Annotated in this window: 20 protein-coding genes; 14 read left to right on the plus strand and 6 right to left on the minus strand. The window is 71.8% G+C overall.

What is annotated here, in order from left to right:
• The first annotated feature begins 136 nt into the window (after nt 1-136).
• A complete protein-coding gene (locus ACFVSL_RS07355; protein WP_386941121.1) occupies nt 137-1921 on the plus strand; it encodes an ABC transporter ATP-binding protein in 1785 nt (594 codons plus the stop codon).
• Complete coding sequence (locus ACFVSL_RS07360; RefSeq protein WP_386939799.1) at nt 1918-3723, plus strand: ABC transporter ATP-binding protein; 1806 nt, start codon at nt 1918-1920, stop codon at nt 3721-3723. Before ACFVSL_RS07355 ends, ACFVSL_RS07360 begins: the two co-directional genes overlap by 4 nt.
• Before the next feature lie 92 nt (nt 3724-3815).
• On the opposite strand, the gene ACFVSL_RS07365 is transcribed toward ACFVSL_RS07360, so the two are convergent.
• The gene (locus tag ACFVSL_RS07365) at nt 3816-5108 is read right to left on the minus strand and encodes a hypothetical protein (protein WP_386939801.1); all 1293 of its coding nucleotides are present in this window, start codon (nt 5106-5108) and stop codon (nt 3816-3818) included.
• Nucleotides 5109-5389: 281 nt separating this feature from the next.
• Between ACFVSL_RS07365 and ACFVSL_RS07370 the strand changes: the two genes are divergently transcribed.
• Nucleotides 5390-6055, plus strand: a complete 666-nt coding sequence (locus ACFVSL_RS07370; RefSeq protein ID WP_022889806.1) for a response regulator transcription factor — start codon at nt 5390-5392, stop codon at nt 6053-6055.
• Nucleotides 6055-7836, plus strand: coding sequence for a histidine kinase (locus tag ACFVSL_RS07375; RefSeq protein ID WP_386939803.1), 1782 nt, complete (start codon nt 6055-6057; stop codon nt 7834-7836). The genes ACFVSL_RS07370 and ACFVSL_RS07375 overlap by 1 nt, the downstream gene beginning before the upstream one ends.
• Before the next feature lie 40 nt (nt 7837-7876).
• Here the strand turns inward: ACFVSL_RS07375 and ACFVSL_RS07380 are convergent, their stop codons facing one another.
• The gene (locus tag ACFVSL_RS07380; RefSeq protein WP_386939805.1) at nt 7877-8203 is read right to left on the minus strand and encodes an MGMT family protein; all 327 of its coding nucleotides are present in this window, start codon (nt 8201-8203) and stop codon (nt 7877-7879) included.
• A 4-nt stretch (nt 8204-8207) separates the two neighbouring features.
• Nucleotides 8208-8660, minus strand: coding sequence for a GNAT family N-acetyltransferase (locus tag ACFVSL_RS07385; protein WP_386939806.1), 453 nt, complete (start codon nt 8658-8660; stop codon nt 8208-8210).
• A 211-nt stretch (nt 8661-8871) separates the two neighbouring features.
• Here ACFVSL_RS07385 and ACFVSL_RS07390 point away from each other — a divergent pair, with 211 nt between their 5' ends.
• The 9 genes from ACFVSL_RS07390 to nagB all read left to right on the plus strand — a co-directional run bounded on the left by ACFVSL_RS07390 (nt 8872) and on the right by nagB (nt 20004).
• Entirely contained in the window at nt 8872-10089 is a 1218-nt protein-coding gene (locus ACFVSL_RS07390) for an NADP-dependent isocitrate dehydrogenase (RefSeq protein ID WP_376944409.1), read from the plus strand.
• Between the two features lie 106 nt (nt 10090-10195).
• Entirely contained in the window at nt 10196-12076 is a 1881-nt protein-coding gene (locus tag ACFVSL_RS07395; protein WP_386939809.1) for a heavy metal translocating P-type ATPase, read from the plus strand.
• Between the two features lie 152 nt (nt 12077-12228).
• Entirely contained in the window at nt 12229-13398 is a 1170-nt protein-coding gene (locus ACFVSL_RS07400) for an ROK family protein (RefSeq protein ID WP_386941122.1), read from the plus strand.
• Nucleotides 13399-13466: 68 nt separating this feature from the next.
• The gene (locus tag ACFVSL_RS07405) at nt 13467-14711 is read left to right on the plus strand and encodes an extracellular solute-binding protein (protein ID WP_386939811.1); all 1245 of its coding nucleotides are present in this window, start codon (nt 13467-13469) and stop codon (nt 14709-14711) included.
• Nucleotides 14712-14848: 137 nt separating this feature from the next.
• Nucleotides 14849-15835: a carbohydrate ABC transporter permease gene (locus ACFVSL_RS07410; RefSeq protein ID WP_386939812.1), complete on the plus strand. Its 987-nt coding sequence runs from the start codon at nt 14849-14851 to the stop codon at nt 15833-15835.
• Nucleotides 15836-15882: 47 nt separating this feature from the next.
• Entirely contained in the window at nt 15883-16761 is an 879-nt protein-coding gene (locus tag ACFVSL_RS07415; RefSeq protein ID WP_386941123.1) for a carbohydrate ABC transporter permease, read from the plus strand.
• Nucleotides 16758-18290 (plus strand): glycoside hydrolase family 3 protein, encoded by a 1533-nt coding sequence (locus ACFVSL_RS07420; protein ID WP_386939814.1) that lies wholly within the window; start codon nt 16758-16760, stop codon nt 18288-18290. Before ACFVSL_RS07415 ends, ACFVSL_RS07420 begins: the two co-directional genes overlap by 4 nt.
• Nucleotides 18287-19234 (plus strand): ROK family protein, encoded by a 948-nt coding sequence (locus tag ACFVSL_RS07425; RefSeq protein WP_386939816.1) that lies wholly within the window; start codon nt 18287-18289, stop codon nt 19232-19234. The genes ACFVSL_RS07420 and ACFVSL_RS07425 overlap by 4 nt, the downstream gene beginning before the upstream one ends.
• Complete coding sequence (nagB, locus tag ACFVSL_RS07430; RefSeq protein WP_386939817.1) at nt 19219-20004, plus strand: glucosamine-6-phosphate deaminase; 786 nt, start codon at nt 19219-19221, stop codon at nt 20002-20004. Before ACFVSL_RS07425 ends, nagB begins: the two co-directional genes overlap by 16 nt.
• A gap of 60 nt (nt 20005-20064) precedes the next feature.
• Here the strand turns inward: nagB and ACFVSL_RS07435 are convergent, their stop codons facing one another.
• Nucleotides 20065-20652: a TetR/AcrR family transcriptional regulator gene (locus ACFVSL_RS07435; protein WP_386939819.1), complete on the minus strand. Its 588-nt coding sequence runs from the start codon at nt 20650-20652 to the stop codon at nt 20065-20067.
• A gap of 109 nt (nt 20653-20761) precedes the next feature.
• Here ACFVSL_RS07435 and ACFVSL_RS07440 point away from each other — a divergent pair, with 109 nt between their 5' ends.
• Nucleotides 20762-21850: a hypothetical protein gene (locus ACFVSL_RS07440; RefSeq protein WP_386939821.1), complete on the plus strand. Its 1089-nt coding sequence runs from the start codon at nt 20762-20764 to the stop codon at nt 21848-21850.
• A gap of 16 nt (nt 21851-21866) precedes the next feature.
• Here the strand turns inward: ACFVSL_RS07440 and ACFVSL_RS07445 are convergent, their stop codons facing one another.
• Both ACFVSL_RS07445 and purU read right to left on the minus strand, forming a co-directional pair.
• Entirely contained in the window at nt 21867-22241 is a 375-nt protein-coding gene (locus ACFVSL_RS07445; RefSeq protein WP_386939823.1) for a YrdB family protein, read from the minus strand.
• Nucleotides 22242-22275: 34 nt separating this feature from the next.
• Nucleotides 22276-23148, minus strand: coding sequence for a formyltetrahydrofolate deformylase (purU, locus tag ACFVSL_RS07450; protein WP_386939824.1), 873 nt, complete (start codon nt 23146-23148; stop codon nt 22276-22278).
• Nucleotides 23149-23157 lie beyond the last annotated feature (9 nt).

Here is a 23157-nt window from a genome sequence, read left to right on the forward strand (position 1 = left end):
CCACTCCTCCGAGAGGAACCCGGCTTTGTCCGACACCGTCCAGCCGCAGCAGCCCGCTGCGACCGAACCACCCGCGCACGAGCAGCTCGGGGCGCTCCGCGCGCTCTGGCGCCTTCGCGAATACGCGGGGCCCGCGATGCCGGCGTTCGGCGCGAGCATGGCCGCCGCGCTCGTCGCGCAGCTCATCGCGCTGACGATCCCGCAGGTCCTCCAGCAGATCGTCGACGGCCCGCTCGCCGACGGCGAGGCCGACGCCGTCATCCCGCTGGCGCTCCTCGTCTTCGGCCTCGGCGCCGCCGAGTCGCTGCTCTACGCGCTGCGCCGCTGGCTCGTCGTCGGGCCGGGCACCAAGGTCGAGGCGCGCATGCGCAACGCCCTCTACGCGAAGCTGCAGGACCTGCCCGTGAGCTTCCACGACCGCTGGCCGAGCGGCCAGCTGCTCTCGCGCGCGGTGAGCGACCTCGGCCTCATCCGGCGTTGGTTGAGCTTCGGCCTCGTGCTGACCGGTGCGAACCTCGTGATCATCGTGGTCGGCGTCGGCATCCTCATGTCGATGAACTGGATGCTGGGCCTCATCTTCCTCGTGTGCACGACGCCGCTCTGGTGGGCCGGATGGAAGTTCGAGGGCCGATACTCCGAGCAGTCGCGCCTCAGCCAGGACCAGCAGGGCGACCTCGCGACCGCGGTCGAGGAGTCGGTGCACGGCATCCGCGTGCTCAAGGCGTTCGGGCGCGGCAAGCACGCCTTGACGAGCTTCCGGGCGCGGGCCGAGTCGCTGCGCTCGACCGAGATCGAGAAGGCCCGACTCGACGCGAACATCTGGGTGTGGATCATCGTCGTGCCGACGGTCGCGCTCGCGATCTGCCTCGTGCTCGGCATCTGGCTCGCGGCCAACGGCCAGCTCACGGTCGGTGAGCTCGTCGCGTTCTTCGCCACCGCGACGGTGCTCGCGTGGCCGATCGAGTCGATCGGGTTCATGCTCGCGTTCGCGCTCGACGCCCGTACGGCGACCGACCGCTTCTTCGACATCCTCGACAGCGAGAACACGATCGTCGACCCCGCCGAGCCGAAGCACGACGAGCGGCCGCGCGGCGAGCTCGCCTTCACGGGCGTGCACTTCCGCTACCAGGACTCGCCCGAGCGCTTCGGCGACCTGCTCGACGGCGTCGACCTCGTCGTCGAGCCGGGGGAGACGATGGCGCTCGTCGGCCTCACCGGCTCGGGCAAGACGACGATGACCGCGCTCACCACTCGGCTCTACGACGTCACCGGCGGCTCGGTCGAGCTCGACGGCGTCGACGTGCGCGCGTTCACCCGCGAAGAGCTGCGCAGCCACATCGCGATGGCGTTCGAGGATGCGACGCTCTTCAGCGCCTCCGTCCGCGAGAACGTGCTGCTCGGCCGGCCCGAGCTCGCGGTCGACGAGCCCGGCGTGACGGCCGAGGCCGAGCGGGTGCTCGACGAGGCGCTGCGCATCGCGCAGGCCGGCTTCGCCTACGACCTCCCCGAGGGCGTCGACACGAAGGTCGGAGAAGAGGGCATGAGCCTCTCGGGCGGGCAGCGGCAGCGGCTCGCGCTCGCCCGTGCGGTCGCGGCGAAGCCCGCCGTGCTGGTGCTCGACGACCCGCTCTCGGCGCTCGACGTCGCGACCGAGGCGAAGGTCGAGGCCGAACTGCGCTCGGTGCTCGCCGACACGACCGCGCTGATCGTGGCGCACCGCCCGTCGACGGTCATGATGGCCGACCGGGTGGCGCTCCTCGAAGACGGCCGGGTCACGGCCGTCGGCACCCATTCCGAACTGCTCCGCGAGAGCGAGCACTACCGCTTCGTCATCTCGAGCCTCGAGGAGGACGAGCGTCGTCACGGCGTGGGCGATGCGGACGAAGCATCCGTACCGATGCGAGAGGAGGCGGCATCATGAGCGTCACCGGAGTACAGGGTGAAGAGCGCGACGAGTACTCGAAGGCCGAGTCGCGTCACATCCGCCTGCGGTCGCGGCGTCTGCTGGGATCGCTGCTCAAGCCCCTCACGGGCAAGCTCTGGCTGACCGCGGCCGCGGTCGTCGTCTCGTCGGCGGCGCAGGTCGCGGGCCCCGCGATCATCGCCTACGGCATCGATCAGGGCATCCCGGCGCTCGTCGAGCAGAACTGGTGGCCCGCCGCCTTCGCCGGCGTCGCGTACCTCGTCACCGGCGTGGTGGGCGCGTTCCTCATCGCGGTCTACATCCGGCTGTCGGCGCGCGTCTCGCAGGCCGTGCTGATCGACCTCCGCACGCGGGTGTTCCTGCACACGCAGAAGCTCTCGCTCGAGTTCCACGAGTCGTACACCTCGGGCCGCATCATCTCGCGGCAGACGAGCGACCTCGACGCGATCCGCGAGCTCATGGACGAGGGGCTCACGCTGCTCGTCCGCGGGCTCATGTACATGGTGTTCACCGCGATCATGCTGTTCATCATCGACGCGCCGTCGGGGTTCGTGCTGCTCGTCGCACTCATCCCGCTCGGCGTGCTCACCCGGTGGTTCCAGGTTCGGTCGCAGACGCTGTTCCGGCGCTCGCGGGTCGCGTCGGCGAAGCTCATCGTGCAGTTCGTCGAGACGATGACGGGCATCCGCGCGGTGCAGGCGTTCCGCAAGGAGCGCCGCAACGAGCAGGAGTTCGGCGGCCTCGTCGAGGACTACCGCGACGTCAACGCCAAGGTGCTCGGCCTCTTCGTCGTGTTCAACCCGGGCCTCGCGCTCATCGGCAACACGGCGGTCGCGGTGGCGATCGTGCTCGGCGGGTTCCGCGTCATCGACGGCTCGCTCGGGGTCGGGGTGCTCCTCGCGGCGGTGCTCTACACGAAGCGGTTCTTCGACCCGATGGAGGACCTGGCCATGTTCTACAACGGGTACCAGTCGGCCTCGTCCGCGCTCGAGAAGATCTCGGGCGTGCTCGAGGAGGAGCCGAGCGTGCCCGACCCCGCGAAGCCGGTCGACCTCTGGAACGCGGAGGGCCGCGTGCGCTTCGACGGCGTCGAGTTCGCGTACACGCAGGGCCGGGTCATCCTGCCCCGCTTCGACCTCGACGTGCCGGCCGGCCAGACGATCGCCCTCGTCGGGTCGACGGGTGCGGGCAAGTCGACGCTCGCGAAGCTCATCGCGCGCTTCTACGACCCGAGCGACGGCGTCGTCTCGCTCGACGGGGTCTCGCTCAGCGACCTCCACCCGAAGGACCTCCGCCGCGCGATCGTCATGGTCACGCAGGAGGCGTACCTCTTCTCGGGCTCGGTCGCCGACAACATCGCGCTCGGCAAGCCCGACGCGACGTTCGACGAGATCGTGCGCGCGGCGCAGGCGGTCGGCGCCCACGAGTTCATCGAGGGGCTGCCGAACGGCTACGACACCGACGTGAACAAGCGCGGCGGCCGGGTGAGCGCCGGCCAGCGCCAGCTGATCTCGTTCGCCCGCGCGTTCCTCGCGAACCCCGCGGTGCTCATCCTCGACGAGGCGACGAGCTCGCTCGACATCCCGAGCGAGCGGCTCGTGCAGGAGGGGCTGACGAAGCTCCTCGCCGACCGCACGGCCGTCATCATCGCGCACCGGCTCTCGACCGTCTCGATCGCCGACCGCGTGCTCGTGATGGAGCACGGGCGCATCGTCGAGGACGGCGCGCCCGCCGAGCTCATCGGCGGCACCGGCCGCTTCGCCGCGCTGCACGCGGCCTGGCGGGACTCGCTGGTCTGAGCGCTCGCGCGGTGCTCCGCGAGCTCACGGCATGACGGATGCCTCGCGCCCCACCCGGGGCGCGAGGCATCCGTCGTCGTGCGCCGACCGCCTCACCGCGGGACGACCACCACGGGCGCCGCCGCGCTGCCGTCGAAGCCGATCGCGGGCCGGAGCGCGTAGGCGCCGACCGAGGGGATCACGACGAGGTCCCCGACCTCCATCGGCGGCAGCGGGCGACGCGGGGCGATGACCTCGCGACGGTCGTCCACCGGGCCCGCGAGGGTCGTCGGCACCCGGTCGCGCGTGAGCAGCCGGCGGGTGGCGCGCTCGGCCGCGCCGTCGACGACCTGCTGGCCGCCGAGCTCCTCGGCGGCGAAGACGAGCGGGCCGTCGGCGTCGTGGCGCAGCGCCCCGCCGAGGCCGTGCGGGCCGCCGTCGAGGGCGAGCCATCGTCCGTCGGCGCGGTCGGCGCGATCGACGACGCGCGCGACGAGGGTCATGGCCGGCTCGGCGATGAACCGCCCCGGCGCGATGACGAGCCGCAGGTGCGCGGGCGCCGCCGCGATCGCCGCACGGATGCGTGCGGTGACGGCGCCGAGGGCGGCCCGGTCGGCGGCGGAGGGCAGCCCGCCGCCGAAGTCGAGCATCTCGAACCGGGTGCCGTGCCGGCGCTCGAGCGAGCGGACCAGCGCGAGCGAGCCGCGGATCGCGCGCTCCCACACGGCGGGGTCGACCTGACGGTCGCCCAGGTGGAAGGCGAACCCCGCGACCCGGAGCCCGACCCGTCGGCAGTGGGCGACGAGCGCGGGCGCGTCCTCGACGGAGATGCCGGACCCGGCGGACGCCCCGGCCTCGGAGCCGGGGAACGCGAGCCGCACGAGCACGGCGACGTCGCGGGGGAGCCCCGCGAACTTGGCGACCTCCGAGGCGGCGTCGACGACGAAGGTGCGGATGCCTCGGAGGTAGGCGCTCGTGAGGTCGTCGACGCGCCTGACGGGGTTGGTGTGCACGACGTGCCGCAGGGGGACGCCCTCGCGCTCGAGCAGCGTGACCTCGCCGCGCGAGGCGACGTCGAAGCCGGCGCCGAAGGCGTGCGCCGCCCGGATCGCGGCCGGGTGCGGGAGCGCGGCGAGCGCGAAGTGGAGGTGCACGCCAGGCAGCTCCCGCCGCAGTGCGAGCAGCTGGGTCGTGACGCGATCGGTGTCGAGCACCAGCAGGGGGCTGCCGTGCGCCGCGACGAGCTCGGCGAGCCTGATGCGGGAGGCGTGACCGGCGAGTCCGCGGCGCACCAGCTCGCGATGCGGCGGGAGCTCGGGGGCCGGCAGCGGGCGGGGGCCGCGCGGCCGGGAACGGGCGGTGCGCTCCTGGGCGGAGGCGATGGGGGTGAGGGTTGCGCCGAACATGGGACCGATGCTGGCCGAGCGAGGGGCCGGCCGGATCAGGACCGTCCACGATTCGGGCTGGGTGTTCACCCTGAGCCGTCGGCGGCACGCACGTCGCACGGGCAGCCTGCCACGTCGCGAGGCCGAGGGGATCCGGGTACCCCCTGAAGCGGGGGAGCGGCGCAGCGGTCGAACGCGGTACAGTCACGAAAGGCGGGGGCGACCGGTTCGGTCGCCCGTGCCCGTTTCACGGCTCGGATCCAATCGGTTCGGCGCCCCGGGTCGACGGTGTGGAGGTGCCCATGGACGAGACGTCCCGACCGCTTCGCGTCGCCATCGCCGACGATGCACTGCTCCTCCGCGAGGGCATCGCGAAGGTGCTCGAGGGCGGGGGCCTCGAGGTCGTCGCCTCGGTCGGCACGGGCGAGGAGCTCGTCGAGGTCGTGCGCGCCGGCGGGGTCGACGCGGCCGTGCTCGACATCCGCATGCCGCCGAGCTACCGCGACGAGGGCATCCTCGCACTCGAGTCGCTGCGCGCGAGCGGGTCGACGATCGGGGTCCTGCTGCTCTCGATGTACGCGACGCCCGAGTACGCCCTGCGCGTGATGGGCGCCGGCAGCGGCACCGGCTACCTCCTGAAGGAGCGGGTCTCCGAGCCGCAGACCCTCGTGCGGGCCGTCGAGACGGTCGCCTCGGGCGGTTCGGTCGTCGACCCCGAGGTCGTCGAGCAGCTCGTGCAGCGCACCCGCGCCGACGACCCGCTCTCGCGACTCACCGAGCGCGAGCGATCGGTGCTCGAGCTGATGGCCCAGGGGTACTCGAACGGCGGCATCGCCCAGACCCTCTTCCTCGGCCTGAAGACCGTCGAGACGCACGTGCGCTCGATCCTGCAGAAGCTCGACCTCGAGGAGTCGCCCGAACACCACCGGCGGGTGCTCGCGGTGCTGACGCTCCTCGGCGCGAGGTGATGGCCCCCGGCCGACGCGGCCGGATCATCAAACGCACGATCGCGATCGCGTCGGTCGTCGCACTGAGCCTCACGATGGAGATCACGGGGTTCATCGCGTCCACGGAGGCGGAGCGCCCCGAGGTGAGCTACGTCACGCTGCACGCGATCGTCCCGCTCGTGTTCGCCGCGTGCGCGGGCGTCGCGTGGTCGATCGGGCCCTCGCGGGTGCCGGCGCGCCTCATGGTGCTCTTCCCGGTCGTGTGGATCCCGCTCACCTTCCTCCGCGTCATCGAGGACCTGGGCTGGCTCTGGCCGCTGCTGTACGGCGTGCACCTCTGGTGGGGCCTGCTCACCGGCATCCTCGTGCTGCTCTACCCGCGCGGCGACTTCGGCGACCGCTTCGCCCGCGTGATCGGCGCCATCGCGCTCGTCGCCTCGGTCACCTACCTGCTCGGCACCGTGCTCCTCGCCGAGCCGCCCGCCGCGCTCTGCGACTGCGCGCCGAACCCGTACCGCATCATGGACGCGCCCGTCGTGGCCGGCGTCATCGACATCGGCTACCGCCTCATCGGCGTGCTGCTCGCGCTCGTCATCGCCGGTCGCTTCCTCGTCCGCTGGATCCGCGGCAGCGTGCCCGCGCGGACGGTCGCCTTCCTCATGCCGCTGGCGCTGCTCGCCTGGGCGACGACGCTCGCCGCGCAGGCCGTGACCTACGCGGCCAACGCGACCGCCCCGCAGGTGCTCGCGACCGTGTCGCTCGTCGCGATCGCCTCGATCCCCGTGAGCTTCGTGGCCGGCATCTCGCACACGCGCAACATGCGCGCCCGCGTCGCCGACCTCATGCGCATCACGCGCGAGGGCGCCGATCGCGGACTCTGGGCCGAGTCGCTCGCGCGGACCCTCCGCGACGCCTCCGTGCGGGTCTACTGGTGGGACGAGGAGCGGGGGCGGTACGCGGATGCCGCGGGCGACCCCATCGAGCACGACCCCGCCGACCGGAACGGCGACCACAGCCTGCTCCCGGTCGCCTCGCCGACGGGCATGCCGATCGCGCTCATCCGCCACGACCGGGTGCTCACCGACAACATGCGCCTGCTCGACGGGGTGTCGAGCGCGCTCCGGCTCTCGGTCGACAACGGGCGCCTGCGCTCCGAGATCGAGCGCACCCTCGAGCAGGTGCGCCAGTCCCGTGCGCGCATCGTCGAGGCCGGCGACGAGGCGCGTCGCCGCATCGAGCGCGACCTCCACGACGGGGCGCAGCAGCACCTCGTCTCGCTCGGCATGCGGCTGCGGCTCGCCGCGAACCAGGCGCGCGACCGGGGGGTCGAGCCGCTCGGCGTCGAGCTCGACGGCAACATCGCGATGCTGAACGACGCGCTGAAGGAGCTGCGCGAGCTCGCCCACGGCATCCACCCGTCGCTGCTCTCCTCCGGCGGGCTCGCGCTCGCCGTGCCCGAGCTCGCCGGTCGCTGCCCGGTGCCCTTCGAGATCGACGTGCAGGCCGAGGGGCGGCTGCCCGAGGTCATCGAGTCGACCGCCTACTTCGTCGTGGCCGAGGCGCTCGCGAACGTCGCGAAGCACGCGCAGGCGACGCGCGGCTGGGTGCGAGCCCATCTCGTCGACGGCGTGCTCGAGCTCGTCGTGCGCGACAACGGCGTCGGCGGCGCCTCGCCCGACGGCAGCGGCATGCTCGGCATCGCCGACCGCGTCGACGCCGTCGGCGGCCAGCTGACGGTGGAGAGCCCCGCCGGGGCGGGCACCACCATCACCGTGCGGATCCCGACGGCCTCGGCGGGGTGAGCCGGGCGCCGCGTCCGGCGGCGGGAGCCGGCCGACGCGGTCAGGGCCGCCAGCGCGCCGCGGACAGGTCGATGCGGTAGCCGTCGTCGTCGGACGAGGGGCGGAGCGGGGTGCCCTCGAGCTCGTAGTGCGTTCGGGCCCGCTCGGCGTGGCCCGCCGGCGGTCGTCCGCCTGCGCGGATGACGCGCCACCACGGGACATCCGCGCCGTACCTCGCCATCACCTGGCCGACGGCGCGCGCGCCGCGCGACCCGAGCATCGCCGCGACGTCGCCGTAGGTGGCGACGCAGCCCGGCGGGATGTCGTCGACGACGGCGAGCACCGCATCGACGAACCCAGGCGGATGCTCGGGGAGTGCGCGGGCCACCGGGTCAGAGCTCGAGCGCGCCGATCACGTCGCCGTAGGCGGTCTCGCCGATGTCGGCGAAGCCCACGCGGTGGAAGAACGCCTCGGGGCCCTCGTCGCCGGGCTCCCACAGCACGGTGATGCGGTCGAAGCCGCGTCGCTTGGCCTCCTCGGCGAGCGCGGTCGCGAGGAAGCGGCCGACGCCCTTGCCCTGCACGTCGGCGTCGACGTTGATGCGCCAGATGCAGGCGCGGAACTCCTCGTGCGGGTTCTCGGGGTCGAAGTTGCCGTGGATGAAGCCGACGACGCGGTCGCCCTGCAGGGCGACGCGCTGCCAGGCGGTCTCGGGATTCACGACCGAGGCCTCCGCCGAGTAGGTGACCGGCGCGATGAACTGCTCCTGGCCGGGCTTCAGCGACAATGTGTTCGCGGCCACGATGTTCGACGCGGACAGGTCTTCCAGTCTCAGCTCAGCCATAGCGCCAAGGCTAACCCGTGATCCCCGAGGTCGGTAGCCGGGATGTCCCTGAGTCGACCCCGAGCCGGCCGCGTCGGGGCCGCCCGCCCGCTCCATTCCGCGGTCCATTGTCTCGATGTCGAGATATTCTGCCGACGCGGTAAGCTGGCAGACGGCGTGTCCGCCCACGAGACTTCCTCAAATTCCCCGAGAGATCCAAGGAGAACTCAACTTGTCCAAGATCAAGGTTGAAGGCACGGTCGTCGAGCTCGACGGCGACGAGATGACCCGCATCATCTGGCAGGCCATCAAGGACCAGCTCATCCACCCGTATCTCGACGTGAACCTCGAGTACTACGACCTCTCGATCCAGAAGCGCGACGAGACCGACGACCAGATCACGGTCGACGCGGCGCACGCCATCCAGAAGCACGGCGTCGGCGTCAAGTGCGCGACGATCACCCCCGACGAGGCGCGCGTCGAGGAGTTCGGCCTCAAGAAGATGTGGCGCTCGCCCAACGGCACCATCCGCAACATCCTCGGCGGCGTCATCTTCCGCGAGCCGATCATCATCTCGAACATCCCCCGCCTCGTGCCCGGCTGGAACAAGCCGATCATCGTCGGCCGCCACGCCTTCGGCGACCAGTACCGCGCCACCGACTTCCGCTTCGAGGGCGAGGGCACCCTCACGATGACCTTCACCCCGAAGGACGGCTCGGAGCCCCAGCAGTTCGAGGTCTTCCAGTCGCCGGGCTCGGGCGTCGCGATGGGCATGTACAACCTCGACGAGTCCATCAAGGACTTCGCGCGCGCCTCGCTCAACTACGGCCTCTCGCGCAACTACCCGGTCTACCTCTCGACGAAGAACACGATCCTGAAGGCCTACGACGGTCGCTTCAAGGACCTGTTCCAGGAGGTCTTCGACACCGAGTTCAAGGCGAAGTTCGACGAGGCCGGCCTCACCTACGAGCACCGCCTCATCGACGACATGGTCGCGGCCAGCCTCAAGTGGGAGGGCGGCTACGTCTGGGCCTGCAAGAACTACGACGGCGACGTGCAGTCCGACACCGTCGCACAGGGCTTCGGCTCGCTCGGCCTCATGACCTCGGTGCTCGCGACGCCCGACGGCAAGGTCGTCGAGGCCGAGGCGGCCCACGGCACGGTCACGCGCCACTACCGCCAGCACCAGCAGGGCAAGCCCACCTCGACGAACCCGATCGCCTCGATCTACGCCTGGACGCGCGGTCTCGCGCACCGCGGCAAGCTCGACGGCAACCAGGAGCTCATCGACTTCGCCGCGACCCTCGAGGACGTCGTCATCAAGACGGTCGAGTCGGGCGCAATGACGAAGGACCTCGCGCTGCTCGTCGGCCCCGAGCAGGGCTACCAGACGACCGAGGAGTTCCTGAACTCGATCGACGCGAACCTCAAGGCGCGCCTCGGCGCGTAGTCGGGTGCCGCGCACGCGGCGACCGATCCCGAAGGGCGGGTGCTCCGGCACCCGCCCTTCGTCGTCCTCCCGGCGATCGCGCACCGCCGGGGGCAGGATGGGAGGCATGGCTCGCATCCTGCACCTCGCCCGCCGCTACTGGGTCGTCACGCTGACGCTCGCGATCGGGGTGCTCGGCATCGTGCTCGCCCTCGCCGGGGCGGGAGCCGCGGTGCCGTGGATCTTCAGCGGGTACGCGCTCGTCGTCGCCGCGTGGGAGGCCGTCGGGATGGTCCGCGACCTCCTCCGCGGGCACTGGGGCCTCGACATCCTGGCGATCACCGCGATCGTCGCGACCGTGCTCGTCGGCGAGTACGTCGCGGCGCTCCTCGTCGTGCTGATGCTCACGGGCGGCGCCGCGCTCGAGGACTACGCGAACCGCCGGGCGAAGCGCGAGCTCGACGCGCTGCTCACGCGCTCGCCGCAGCTCGCGCACCGCATCGACGGCGACGACCTGGTCGACGTGCACGTCGACCGGGTGCGGCCCGGCGACCGGCTGCTCGTGCGGCCGAGCGAGATCGTGCCCGTCGACGGCGAGCTGCACTCGGCCGAGGCCGCCTTCGACGAGTCGTCCCTCACGGGCGAGAGCGTGCCGGTCGAGAAGAAGCGCGGCGACGCCGTGCTGAGCGGCTCGGTGAACGGCCAGGCGGCGATCGAGATCGTCGCCACGGCGACGGCCGGCGACAGCCAGTACCAGCAGATCGTCTCGCTCGTCGCGCAGGCCGCAGAGTCGAAGGCGCCCGTCGTGCGGCTCGCCGACCGCTACGCCGTGCCCTTCACGGTGTTCTCGCTCGGCCTCGCCGGCGTCGCATGGTGGGCCTCGGGCGACCCGGTGCGCTTCGCCGAGGTGCTCGTGCTCGCGACGCCCTGCCCGCTGCTCATCGCCGCGCCCGTCGCCTTCATCGGCGGCATGAGCCGCGCCGCGCGCAACGGGGTCATCGTCAAGGGCGGGGGAGTGCTGGAGCTGCTCGCCCGGGCGAAGACCGCGGTGTTCGACAAGACCGGCACCCTCACCCACGGCGAGCCGAAGCTCGTGGCCGTCAGGCCCGAGGCCGGCCTGTCGGGCGATGAGCTGCTCGGCCTCGTCGCCTCGGCCGAGCAGTACTCCTCGCACGTGCTCGCGGCGTCGATGATCGAGGCGGCGAAGCAGCGGGGCCTGGCCCTCACCGAGGCCGAGTGGGCGCGCGAGGCCGCCACGAACGGCGTGACCGCGAGGCTCGGCGACCGGGAGGTCGTCGTCGGCAAGTTCGCCTTCGTCGCCGAGCGCGCGCCGGAGGCTCGCCGGACCGAGATCGCGCCCGGCGAGCTCGCCGTCTACGTCGCCGTCGACGGCCGGTACGCCGGCGCGCTGCTCGCGAGCGACCGCCTCAGGTCGAACGCGAGGGCGACGCTCGCCCGGCTCGACGAGCTCGGCGTGCACGACACGATGATGCTCACCGGCGATGCGAAGGCGACGGCCGACCACATCGCCGCGGAGCTCGGCATCACGCGGGTGCGGGCCGACTGCCTTCCCGGCGACAAGGTGCGCGAGGTCGCGGCGGTCGCCGCGCGGCCCGTGATCATGGTCGGCGACGGCGTCAACGACGCCCCCGTGCTCGCCGCCGCCGACGTGGGCATCGCGATGGGGGCGAAGGGGGCGACGGCCGCGAGCGAATCCGCCTCGGCGGTGATCCTCGTCGACGACGTCTCGCGCACGGCGAAGGCCGTCGAGATCGGCCGCGACACCGTGCGCATCGCGCTGCAGAGCATCTGGATCGGGATCGTGGTGAGCGTGGGCCTCATGGTCGTCGCGGCGTTCGGCGTGATCCCGGCCACGATCGGGGCGCTCCTCCAGGAGGTCGTCGACCTCATCGCGATCCTCGCGGCGCTGCGCGCCGTCGGCGGGCGGCTCGACGCCAAGCGCGAGGTCGCGGCCGAGGCATCCGAATCGCGCCTCACCGTCGCATAGGTCACGAATCGGTAACGCGGGCACGAAGTCGTGTCGAACACTTGCGCATGGTTTGTTCGTAAGGTTTACTAACAAACGTGACTGCAACGGATGCGCAGCGAGGCCCGGTCACCACGGAGCCGACGCCCCCCACCTCGGTGGCGCATTCCGACCTGCTCACGGTGCCCTTCGCCGGCGCCCCGATCTTCACCCGCTCGCGTGCGCTCCGACCCACCGGCAAGGTGCTGCCCGAGCACGCGAGAAGCCACAACCGCGCGCTCGTGCTGCAGACCCTGTACAGCTCCGGCGCCCAGAGCCGCGCCGACATCGCCCGCGAGACGGGGCTCACGCGCGTCACCGTCTCCGACCTCGTGGCCGAGCTCATCGCCGAGGGGCTCGTCGTCGAACTCGGCCAGCGCGAGGACGCGCGGCCCGGCAAGCCAGCCACCCTCATCGACGTCGCCCGCGACGCGTTCCAGATCATCGGCCTCGACCTCTCCGAGCACGAGGTCTTCCGGGGCGCCGTGACCGCGCTCGACGGCACGATCGCCGAGCGGGCAGAGCTCGCGCTGGGCGGCGCGACCGGCGAGGCGGCGGCGCAGCTCGTCGAGCAGCTCGTCGACCGGCTGCTCGCACTCGCCACCATCCCCGTGCTCGGCATCGGCGTCGGCTCGCCCGGTGTCGTCGACCCGCACGGCGTCGTGCGTTCGGCCCCGAACCTCGGCTGGGTCGACCTGCCGCTGCAGGAGCGGCTCGCCGCGCGCACCGAGCTCCCCGTGCACGTGGCGAACGACGCGAACGTCGCCATCCTCGCCGAGCACGGCGAGACCCTGCTCGACGACCTCCTGCTCGTCAAGGTCGGGCACGGCGTCGGCGCCGGCCTCATCGTCGGCGGCCGCCCCGTCATCGGCGGCGGGTTCGCCGCGGGCGAGATCGGCCACGTCGTCGTCGGCACCGACGGCGGCCCGCGCTGCGCGTGCGGCAAGGACGGATGCCTCGAGGCCTGGGTCGCCGAGCCCCGCCTCACGGCGCAGCTCGAGGCCATCGGTGCCGTCGACGACGCCGACGACGCGCGCGACGAGATCCTGCGCGAGGCCGGCCGCCGGCTCGGCATCGTGCTCGCGCCGGTCGTCGGCGCCCTCAATCTGACGGAGGTCGTGCTCAGCGGCCCCGCCGAACTGCTCGACGGCGCCTTCCACGAGGCGACCGTCGACACGCTCCGGAAGCGGACGATGGCGGAACTGAACCGTGATCTGAGGCTCCGGATGTCCGAGCAGGCGGAGGACATCGTCCTCCGCGGCGCGGCCGTCATGGTCCTCTCCGGACAACTCGGAGTCTCGTGAGGGACTCCAGGCACCAAGGGTGACAGCGAACCCCCGCTGTTTCCCCACCCCATGAAAGGAAACGACAAATGAGGAAACTCGGCATTGTGGCGCTCGGCGCCGCTGCTGCCCTGACCCTCGCCGGTTGCAGCACCGGTGGTGGGAACGAGTCGGCCGACGGTGGCGACATCACGGTCTGGGTCGTCGGCAGCGACACCCCTGAGGACGCGCGCGCCTACCTCAAGGAGACCTTCGAGTCGGAGAACGACGGTTGGACCCTCACGGTCGAGGAGAAGACCTGGGCCGACGTGAGCGACACCTACGCAGCTGCGCTCCAGTCGAACGACTCGCCCGACGTGGTCGAGGTCGGCAACACCCAGACGGCGAGCTTCGCCGACCAGGGCCTGTTCCTCCCGCTCGACGACTTCGCGACCGACGACTACCTCCCGGGTCTCGTCGAGTCGGCGACCTACGACGAGGAGCTCTACGCCGCGCCGTACTACGCCGGTGGCCGCATCGTGTTCTACAGCCAGCAGATCCTCGGCGACACCCCCGTGCCGACGACGCTCGACGAGTACGTCGCCACGGGCAAGGAGCGCCGCACCGACACGGTCTCGGGCATCTGGGCTCCGGGTCGCGACTGGTACAACGCCCTTCCCTACGTCTGGTCGCACGGCGGGTTCATCGCCGAGAAGGACGGCGAGGAGTGGAAGGCCGGCTTCTCGAGCGAGGGCGGCGTCGAGGGCCTGACCCAGCTCCAGGACGTCTACCTCAACGCCTCGAACGCCCCGAAGGACGGCGACGAGACCGACCCGCAGGTGCCGTTCTGCGCCGGTGAGGACGTCTTCCTCTCCGCTCCCGCGTGGGTGCAGTGGTCGATCACCGCTCCGGCCGACGCCGAGGCGCCCGGCTGCGCCGACACCTACGGCTCGGACCTGAAGGCGTTCGCGCTGCCGGGCCTCGAGGCCGGCGAGACCGCTCCGATCTTCGCGGGCGGCTCGAACATCGCCGTCGCGACCAAGAGCGCGAACCCCGAGCAGGCTCGCGCCGCGCTCGACATCATGGCGAGCGCCGGCTACCAGGACCTCCTGGCCGCCGGTGGCCTCACCCCGGGCCTCACCGCCTCGGCGGCGAACCTGCCCGACACCGAGATCGCGAAGGCCCAGGCCGTCGCGCTCGAGAACTCGAAGGTGACCCCGACCACCCCGAAGTGGGCCGAGGTCGAGGCTGCGCAGATCATCCAGGAGGCGCTCGTGAAGATCGCCCAGGGTGGCGACGTGGCGGCCATCGCGGCCGACCTCGACGCGCAGATCGAGGAGATCCTCAACAGCTAGCCTGTTGAGCCCCGCGGGGGCGGAGTCCCACACAGCTCCGCCCCCGTTCCCCTGCAACGAACTCGACCGGCGCCGGTGCCGCGAGACGTACCATCAGTCATACCCGCGTCCCCCCGCGGACACCCGGAGGAAGAGCCATGAGCGCAACCCTCGCCGAGCCTGACGCAACGCCGCGCACGCCGAAGACCAAACCACCCCGTCGACCCCTGAACTCGTCCGCCGGCTCCCGCAAGAAGAAGCGGCTGCCGTGGGCCCCCTGGCTGCTGCTCGCCCCCAGCATCGTCCTGCTCGCGGTGATGGTCGTCTACCCGACCATCGTCATGTTCATCACCTCGTTCACCGATCTCGAGATCAAGAACAAGATGCTGGGCACCTCGCCGAACTTCATCGGCTTCGACAACTACATCGAGGTGTTCACGAAGTCCGACTTCCCGGCGGTGCTCGTGCGAAGCCTCGGGCTCATGGTCGTGCTGACCGTGCTCATCGTCGTCGGCGGCATGCTCATCGCCCTGCTCATGCTGCGGCTCTCCAAGGGCATGCGCCTGCTCGTCTCGATCGGCCTGCTCTTCGCCTGGGCCATGCCCCCGCTGTCCGCGACCGTCGTCTGGGGCTGGATCTTCGACACCGACTACGGTCTCGTCAACTACGTCCTCAACACCATCACCGGCACGCAGGACTGGCGCGGGCACGGCTGGCTCGCCGACCCGTGGTCCTTCATGATGGTGCTCACGATCATCATCGTCTGGCAGGGCATCCCGTTCGCGGTCTTCACCTTCTACGCCGGCCTCGGCCAGGTGCCCGACGAGGTGCTCGAGGCCTCGCAGCTCGACGGCGCGCATTCGGTGCAGCGCTTCCGGTTCATCGTCCTGCCCTACCTCCGCAACGTGATCACCGCCGTGATCGTGCTCGAGACCATCTGGAACCTCCGCATCTTCACGCAGGTCTACGCGCTGCAGCAGCAGGGCGGCATCGTCTCCGAGACGAACGTGCTCGGCACCTACCTCTTCCGCCAGGGCCTCGGAGAGTTCGGCGTGACCGCCGCGATCGGCGTGTTCATGGTCATCCTGCTCATGGGCATCTCCTACTACAACGTCCGCTCCAGCCTGAAGGAGGAGGAAGCGTGACCACGCAGATCTCTCCCGCCGTCCAGCTCGCCGAGACCCCCGCGTCGGTGACGCCGCACACCCAGAAGTCCCGCCGCACCCACCGCTTCGGCGCCCCCAAGATCGTGATCAACGTGGTCGCCGTCCTGGTCTTCCTGTGCTCGGTGTTCCCGGTCTACTGGATGGTGAACATGTCGTTCACCCCGTCGAACCAGATCATCAGCCGCACTCCGAGCTTCTTCCCGCTCGAGTTCACCTTCAAGAACTACGTCACCGCGTGGACGCGCGAGGCCGCCCCCGGCCAGACCGACTTCCCGCACGCGCTCGCCTCGAGCATCGGCGTCGCGATCGCCGTCGTCGTGGTCTGCGCGGTCTTCGCCTTCCTCGCCTCGATCGCGATCGCCCGCTTCGCCTTCCGCGGCCGCTACGTGTTCATCGTGAGCGTGCTCGTCGTGCAGATGGTGCCCGGCGAGGCCATGATGTTCACGATCTACAACATGATCGACGACTGGCGCCTCATGAACACCCTCGTCGGCCTGTTCATCGTGCACCTCGCCTCGGTCGTGCCGTTCACCATCTGGACCCTCCGCGGCTTCGTGGCGGGCGTGCCCGCCGACCTCGAGGAGGCGGCGATGATCGACGGCTGCACGAAGGCGCAGGCGTTCTGGAAGGTCACCTTCCCGCTGCTCGCCCCCGGGCTCGTCTCCACCGGCATCTTCGCCTTCATCCAGAGCTGGAACGAGTTCACGATGGCCCTGCTCCTCATGAAGGGCTACAACCTCACCCTCCCGCCGTGGCTGAACTCCTTCCAGTCGGCGACCGAGGCGACGAACTGGGGCGCCGTGATGGCGGGCTCGACCCTCATCGCCCTGCCCGTCGTGATCTTCTTCCTCTTCGTGCAGGGTCGGATGACCGGCGGCCTCGTGAGCGGAGCCGTCAAGGGATGAGCACCGAGAACCCCACCGGTGCGGCCGCCCAGCTGCACCGGGACATCCTGACGACCCTGCTGCCGGGCTTCGACGGCCCGGTCGCCCCCGAGTGGGTGCTCGCCCGGCTGCGCGACGGCCTCGGCGGCGTGTGCCTCTTCGGCGAGAACGTCGTCGAGCCCGAGCAGCTGCGGGCCCTCAACGAGAGCCTCCGCGCGGCGAACCCCGAGGCCGTCATCGCGATCGACGAGGAGGGCGGCGACGTCACCCGGTTGTTCTACGACCGCGGCGCCCCGTTCCCCGGCAACGCCGTGCTCGGCCGCATCGACGAGCTCGAGCTCACCCGCCGCGTCGCGGCGGAGGTGGGGCGCGCTCTCGCGGCGACCGGCTGCACCGTGACGTTCGGCCCCGACGTCGACGTCAACGCCAACCCCGACAACCCCGTCATCGGCGTGCGCAGCTTCGGCGACGACCCGGTGCTCGTCGCCCGGCACTCGGCCGCCTGGGTCGAGGGCCTGCAGCAGACGGGCATCGCCGCGAGCGCGAAGCACTTCCCGGGGCACGGCGACACGGCGACCGACTCGCACCTCGCCCTGCCGGTCGTCGACGTCCCGCTCGAGACGCTGCGCGAGCGCGAGCTCGTGCCGTTCCGCGCGGCGATCGAGGCGGGCACCCGCACGATCATGACGTCCCACATCCTGATCCCTCAGCTCGACGCTGAGGCTCCGGCCACCCTCTCCCCGCACATCCTGCACAGCCTGCTCCGCGGGGAGCTGGGTTTCGAGGGCGTCATCGTGACCGACGCCCTCGACATGAAGGGGGCGAGCGGCGCGCACGGCATACCCGAAGCCGCAGTGCGCGCCCTCGCCGCCGGGTGCGACCTCCTTTGCATCGGGGCGAACAACTCCGACGAGCAGCTCGGCGAGATCGTCGCGGCGGTCGCCGACGCGATCGAGGCGGGCCGCCTTCCGGCCGACCGCGTCCGCGACGCGGCGGCCCGGGTGCGCGCGCTCGCGGCGACGGCACCGGCCGTGCCGGCCGGCCCGGCCGCCCCGAGCGTGATCGAACCGGCCCACGACGACGAGGAGATCGCACGCGTGGTCGCCTCCTTCGAGGTCGCGTCCGCCGTGCCCGCGCGCCTGCACGGGGCATCCGGCATCGGCACGGTCGTGCGCGTCGACACGGTGGCGAACATCGCCATCGGCGTGTCGCCGTGGGGCCCGTTCGCCGCCGAGGCGGTCGCCGAGCGGCCGTCGTGGCTCAGCCGCGCCGAACTCGTCGCGGTCGCCCACGGCCAGGCGCTCGACGACCCAGCGGGCCTCCCGGGGCCGGTGCTCGTCATCGGCAAGGACCTCCACCGCCACGCCTTCGCCCGCCGCACGATCGACGCGCTGCGCGCCGTGCGCGACGACGTGGTGACGATCGACATGGGCTGGCCGTCGCACGACCGCGGCTACGCCGACGTCGCGACCTACGGCGCCTCGCGCCTCCTCGGCGACGCGGTGCTCGCGTTCGTCGACGGCGTGCTCGCGCCTGTGGCAGCGCGGTGAGACTCGGCATCGACATCGGCGGCACGAAGACCGCGGCCGTCGCGCTCGCCGACAGCGGCGAGCTGAGCGACCAGGTGCGCATGCCGACCGGATTCGGCGCGGAGGCGGTCGTCGAGACGGCGCTGCGCACGGTCGAGCGGATGGCCGAGGTGTCGGGCGTCGGCGCGAGCGCGTTCTCGTCGATCGGCATCGGGATCCCCGGCGCGGTCGACACGGCGACGGGCCGGGTGGCGCACGCCGTGAACCTCGGCCTCGAGGGGCTCGACCTGGGCCCGCGGCTGGCCGACCGGCTCGGCGTCGAGGTGCGCATCGAGAACGATGTGAAGGCGGCGGCGCTCGGCGCGCACCACCTGCTCGGCGCGGCGAAGGGCGCCGTCGAGGCATCCGCGCCCTCGGCCGGGCGGTCGATGGCCTACCTGAACCTCGGCACCGGCCTCGCCGCCGGGATCGTGCAGGGCGGCCGCCTCCTCAGGGGCGGTCACGGCGTCGCGGGCGAGATCGGGCACATCCCGATCGACCCGGCGGGGGAGCCGTGCGGCTGCGGCCAGCGCGGCTGCCTCGAGACCGTGGCCTCCGGCTCGGCGATCGCGCGCATGTGGCCGTCCGAGGCCGAGCTGCCCGCCCGGGAGCTCTTCGACCGGGCAGCGGCCGGCGACGCCGAGGCGATCGCGGTCCGCGAGCGATTCCTCTCGGGGGTGGCGGCGGCGGTCCGGCTGCTCGTGCTCACCACCGACGTCGACGAGGTCGTGATCGGCGGCGGGCTCGCCGCCCTCGGCGCACCGCTCGTCGACGGAACTCGCCGTATCCTGAACGGGTGGGCCGCCGACTCGGCGTTCCTCGCCTCTCTCGGGCTCGCGGAGCGGGTCCGGGTCATTCCCCTCGGATTTCCGGCAGCCGCCGTGGGTGCTGCCCTGGTAGGAGTTGCGCAATGGCAGAAGTCGTAGTCGTCGAGAACGAGCAGGCCGCGGGCGAGCTCGTCGCCGGGTCGATCGTCGCGCTGATCAGGCAGAAGCCCGACGCCGTGCTCGGCCTCGCGACCGGGTCGACCCCGCTCGCGAGCTACCGGGCCCTCGCGGGGCGGATCGCCGCGGAGTCGATCGACGTGCGCGGCGTGCGCGGCTTCGCGCTCGACGAGTACGTGGGCCTGCCGGCCGGGCATCCCGAGAGCTACCGGGCGGTCATCACCCGCGAGGTCGTCGAGCCGCTCGGACTCACCCCCGAGCTCGTCCGGGTGCCGAACGGCGATCCGTCGACCATCGAGCACGCGGGCGCCGACTACGAGGCCGCCATCACGGCGGCGGGCGGGGTCGACCTGCAGATCCTCGGCATCGGGCGCACCGGCCACATCGGCTTCAACGAGCCCGGCTCGTCGCTGGCCTCGCTCACGCGAGTCAAGACGCTCACCGAGCCCACTCGCGTCGACAACGCGCGCTTCTTCGACTCGCCCGAGGAGGTGCCCATGCACTGCATCACCCAGGGCATCGGCACGATCCTCCGGGCCCGTCACCTCGTGCTGCTCGCATTCGGCGAGGCGAAGGCCGAGGCCGTGGCCGCGGCGGTCGAGGGCTGCGTCTCGGCGAGCCAGCCGGGTTCGGCGATCCAGCTGCACCCCCACGCGACCGTGATCGTCGACGCGGCGGCCGCGTCGCGGCTCGCGAATCTCGAGTACTACCGGCACGCCTGGGCGAACAAGCCGGCCTGGCAGGGCATCTAGCGACGGCGCTGCGAACGACGAGGATGCCCCGGGCGGGATGCCGCCCGGGGCATCCGTCGTTCAGTGGGGGAGCGTCGCCGGGAGCTCGGCGAGGTAGCCGTCCTCGTCGAAGTCGTCGAAGAGCTGGCGCTGGATCATGAAGCCCTGGCCGAGCGCCATCATGATGGGCAGGGTGCGAGCGAGCCGCACCTCGGCCTCGTCGGCCGGGTAGTTGGCGGCGAACCACGGCCGGATCGCGTCGCCGAAGGTCTCGCGGATCGAGCGGACCGGGCCCCGGATCGTGTCGCCGAGCTCGGTGTCGGTGGCCGCCGCGGCCCAGAGCTGCACCAGCAGCCGGGTGTCGAAGTGCGCGCGCATGCCGCGCAGCACGGTGGCGAGCACCTCGCCGGGCGTGAGCGGCGCCTCGCCCTCCGCCTGGCGCGCGTCGACCTCGAGGCGGCGCTGGCCGAGCGTGCGCTGGGCGACGGCCGCGAGGAGCTCGACCTTGCTCGGGAAGTGGCCGTAGATCGCGCCGGCGGAGAGCCCGGACTCGGCGATGATGTCGGCCATCGAGGCGCCGTCGAGACCCTTCGAGGTGAAGGCGCGCAGCGCGGCGTCGAGGATCTCGTCGCGCCTCGCCGCGCGGTACTCGTCGCTCACCTTGGGCATCGGCCGCCTTCCGCTCGGAAAACCGAATGATCGTTCTTGACAAGCATAGGAGTCCGGCGCATTCTTATAAAGAACGAATGTTCGTTTTTATTCGACTCCGGAGGAGACCATGGCGCACTCGGATGCCACGCAGTCCCACACCCCGCTCGCGCGCGTCGTCGGCGTGGGCCTCGCACTCGCGGCGGTCGTCGCCGTCATCGTGCTCGCGTTCGCCTGGCCCTCGGTGACGGCCGAGGCGAAGGACCTGCCGATCGCGATCACCGGGCCCGCCGAGGCCGTCGCCGCCGCGGAGGAGGCGGTCGACGCGCAGCAACCCGGCGCGATCGCCTTCGTCGAGGTCGACGACCGCACGGCCGCGGTCGACGCGATCGAATCCCGTGAGGTGTACGGAGCCGTCGTGCTCGGCGCCGAGCCCGAGGTGCTCAGCTCGTCCGCCTCGAGCCTCGTCGTCGCGCAGCTGCTGACCGGCATCGCGAGCGGGCTCGAGGAGGGCGTCAACGCCCAGGCGGCCGCAGCGGCGGCCGCTGCGGGTGCGCCGGCAGCCCCGCCGCACATCGACGTCGTCGTCACCGACGTGGTGCCGCTCGCCGAGACCGATCCCCGCGGCACGGGGCTCGCGGCCGCGCTGTTCCCGCTCGTGCTCGGCGGGATGCTCGGCGGGATCGCGATCTCGCTCGCCGTCATCGGCGCGATGCGCCGGGTGCTCGCCGTCGTCGTCTACTCCGTGGCCGGCGGGCTCGCGCTCACCGGGATCCTGCAGGGGTGGTTCGGCGCGCTGCAGGGCGACTACTGGGTGAACTCCGCGGCGATCGCGCTCGCACTCGCCGCGATCGCGGCGCCGATCACCGGGTTCGTCGCCCTCATCGGGCGAGCGGGCATCGCGGTCGGCCCGGTGGTCATGCTGCTCTTCGCGAACCCCATCTCCGCGGCCGCGATGCCGAAGGAGTTCCTTCCCGAGCCGTGGGGCGACGTCGGCCAGTGGTTCCCGCCGGGGGCTGCCGCCACGCTCGTGCGCGAACTCTCCTACTTCCCCGCCGCGGACACGACGTTCCCCTGGCTCGTGCTCGCAGGCTGGGCCGTCGGCGGGCTCGTGCTCTCGGTGCTCGGCCACTTCCGCACCGCGGGCGGCGCGGAGAGCGACGCCGAGGCCGATGCGGTGGCCGATGCCGAAGCCGCGGCGCGCGTCGAGGCCGCCTGACGCGCGCCCGGCGAGGTCAGCCCGCGAGTTCCTTGCGCCCGTTGATGATGCCGCTGACCGCGGCGACGACGGCGAAGACGATGGCCACGACGGGCTGGCCCAGCATCCACCACCCGATCGCCGCGGCCGAGAAGATCGCGATCTCGACGAGCGCCTTGCCGAAGGGGTCGATGCGGAAGACGGCCTTGGGCGACATGAACAACGCCCACGCGATGATCGCGAGCGCCGGCGCCCCGAGCCCGATCAGCACGCCCGGCCACGGCAGCGGGAACGCCATGAAGCCCCAGATGCCGAGCGACACGAAGGCGAACAGCTCGAGGAAGAATCGGAGGATGTCGTTGGGGCCGATCTTGGGCTGGGCCTGCTGCGGGGTCTCGGGTGCGGTGCTCACAACCCTCTAGCGTACCCGGGCCTCGGCGGGCGGCTCAGCGGAAGATGATGGTGCGGGCTCCGTCGAGCAGCACGCGGCGCTCGGCGAACCACTTCACCGCCTGGCTCAGCGTGCGGCTCTCCTCGTCCTGACCGATCGCGACGAGCTCGGCCGGGCTGCGCGAGTGGTCGACGCGCACGACGTTCTGCTCGATGATCGGGCCCTCGTCGAGGTCGCTCGTCACGAAGTGCGCGGTCGCGCCGATGAGCTTCACGCCGCGGGCGTGCGCCTGGCGGTACGGATTCGCGCCCTTGAAGCCCGGCAGGAACGAGTGGTGGATGTTGATGCACCTCCCGGCGAGGGCGTCGCACAGCTCGGGGGAGAGGATCTGCATGTAGCGGGCGAGCACGACGAGCTCGATGTCGTGCTCGTCGACCGCGGCGAGGAGGCGCCGCTCGAACTCGGCCTTCGACGCGGGGTCGGTCACGGCGGCGGCCTCGAAGGGCACGCCGTAGAAGTCGACGAGGTCGCGGAGGGTGCCGTGGTTCGAGAGCACCAGCGGGATCTCGACGGGCAGCTGGCCCGCGCGCTGCCGGAAGAGCAGGTCGTTCACGCAATGGCCGGCGGTCGAGGCGAGCACGAGGGTGCGCAGCGGCCGCCCGACCTCGTCGAGGTGCCACTGCATGCTCCAGCGCTCGGTGACCGGCGCGAGCGCCGCCTCGAACTCGGCGCGCGTCGCCCGCGACTCGACCTGCAGGCGCATGAAGAAGCGGCCGGTGTCGAGGCTCGCGAACTGCTGGCTCTCGGTGATGTTGCCCCCGGAGGCGACGATGGCGCCCGAGATCGCGTGCACGATGCCGGGTCCGTCGGTGCAGCTCAGGGTCACGACCCAGTGGTACAGGTGATCGGGGGCGGCATCGGTGGTCATCCGCCCAGA

This window comes from Agromyces sp. NPDC058064 (assembly GCF_042885275.1).
Taxonomy (GTDB): domain Bacteria; phylum Actinomycetota; class Actinomycetes; order Actinomycetales; family Microbacteriaceae; genus Agromyces.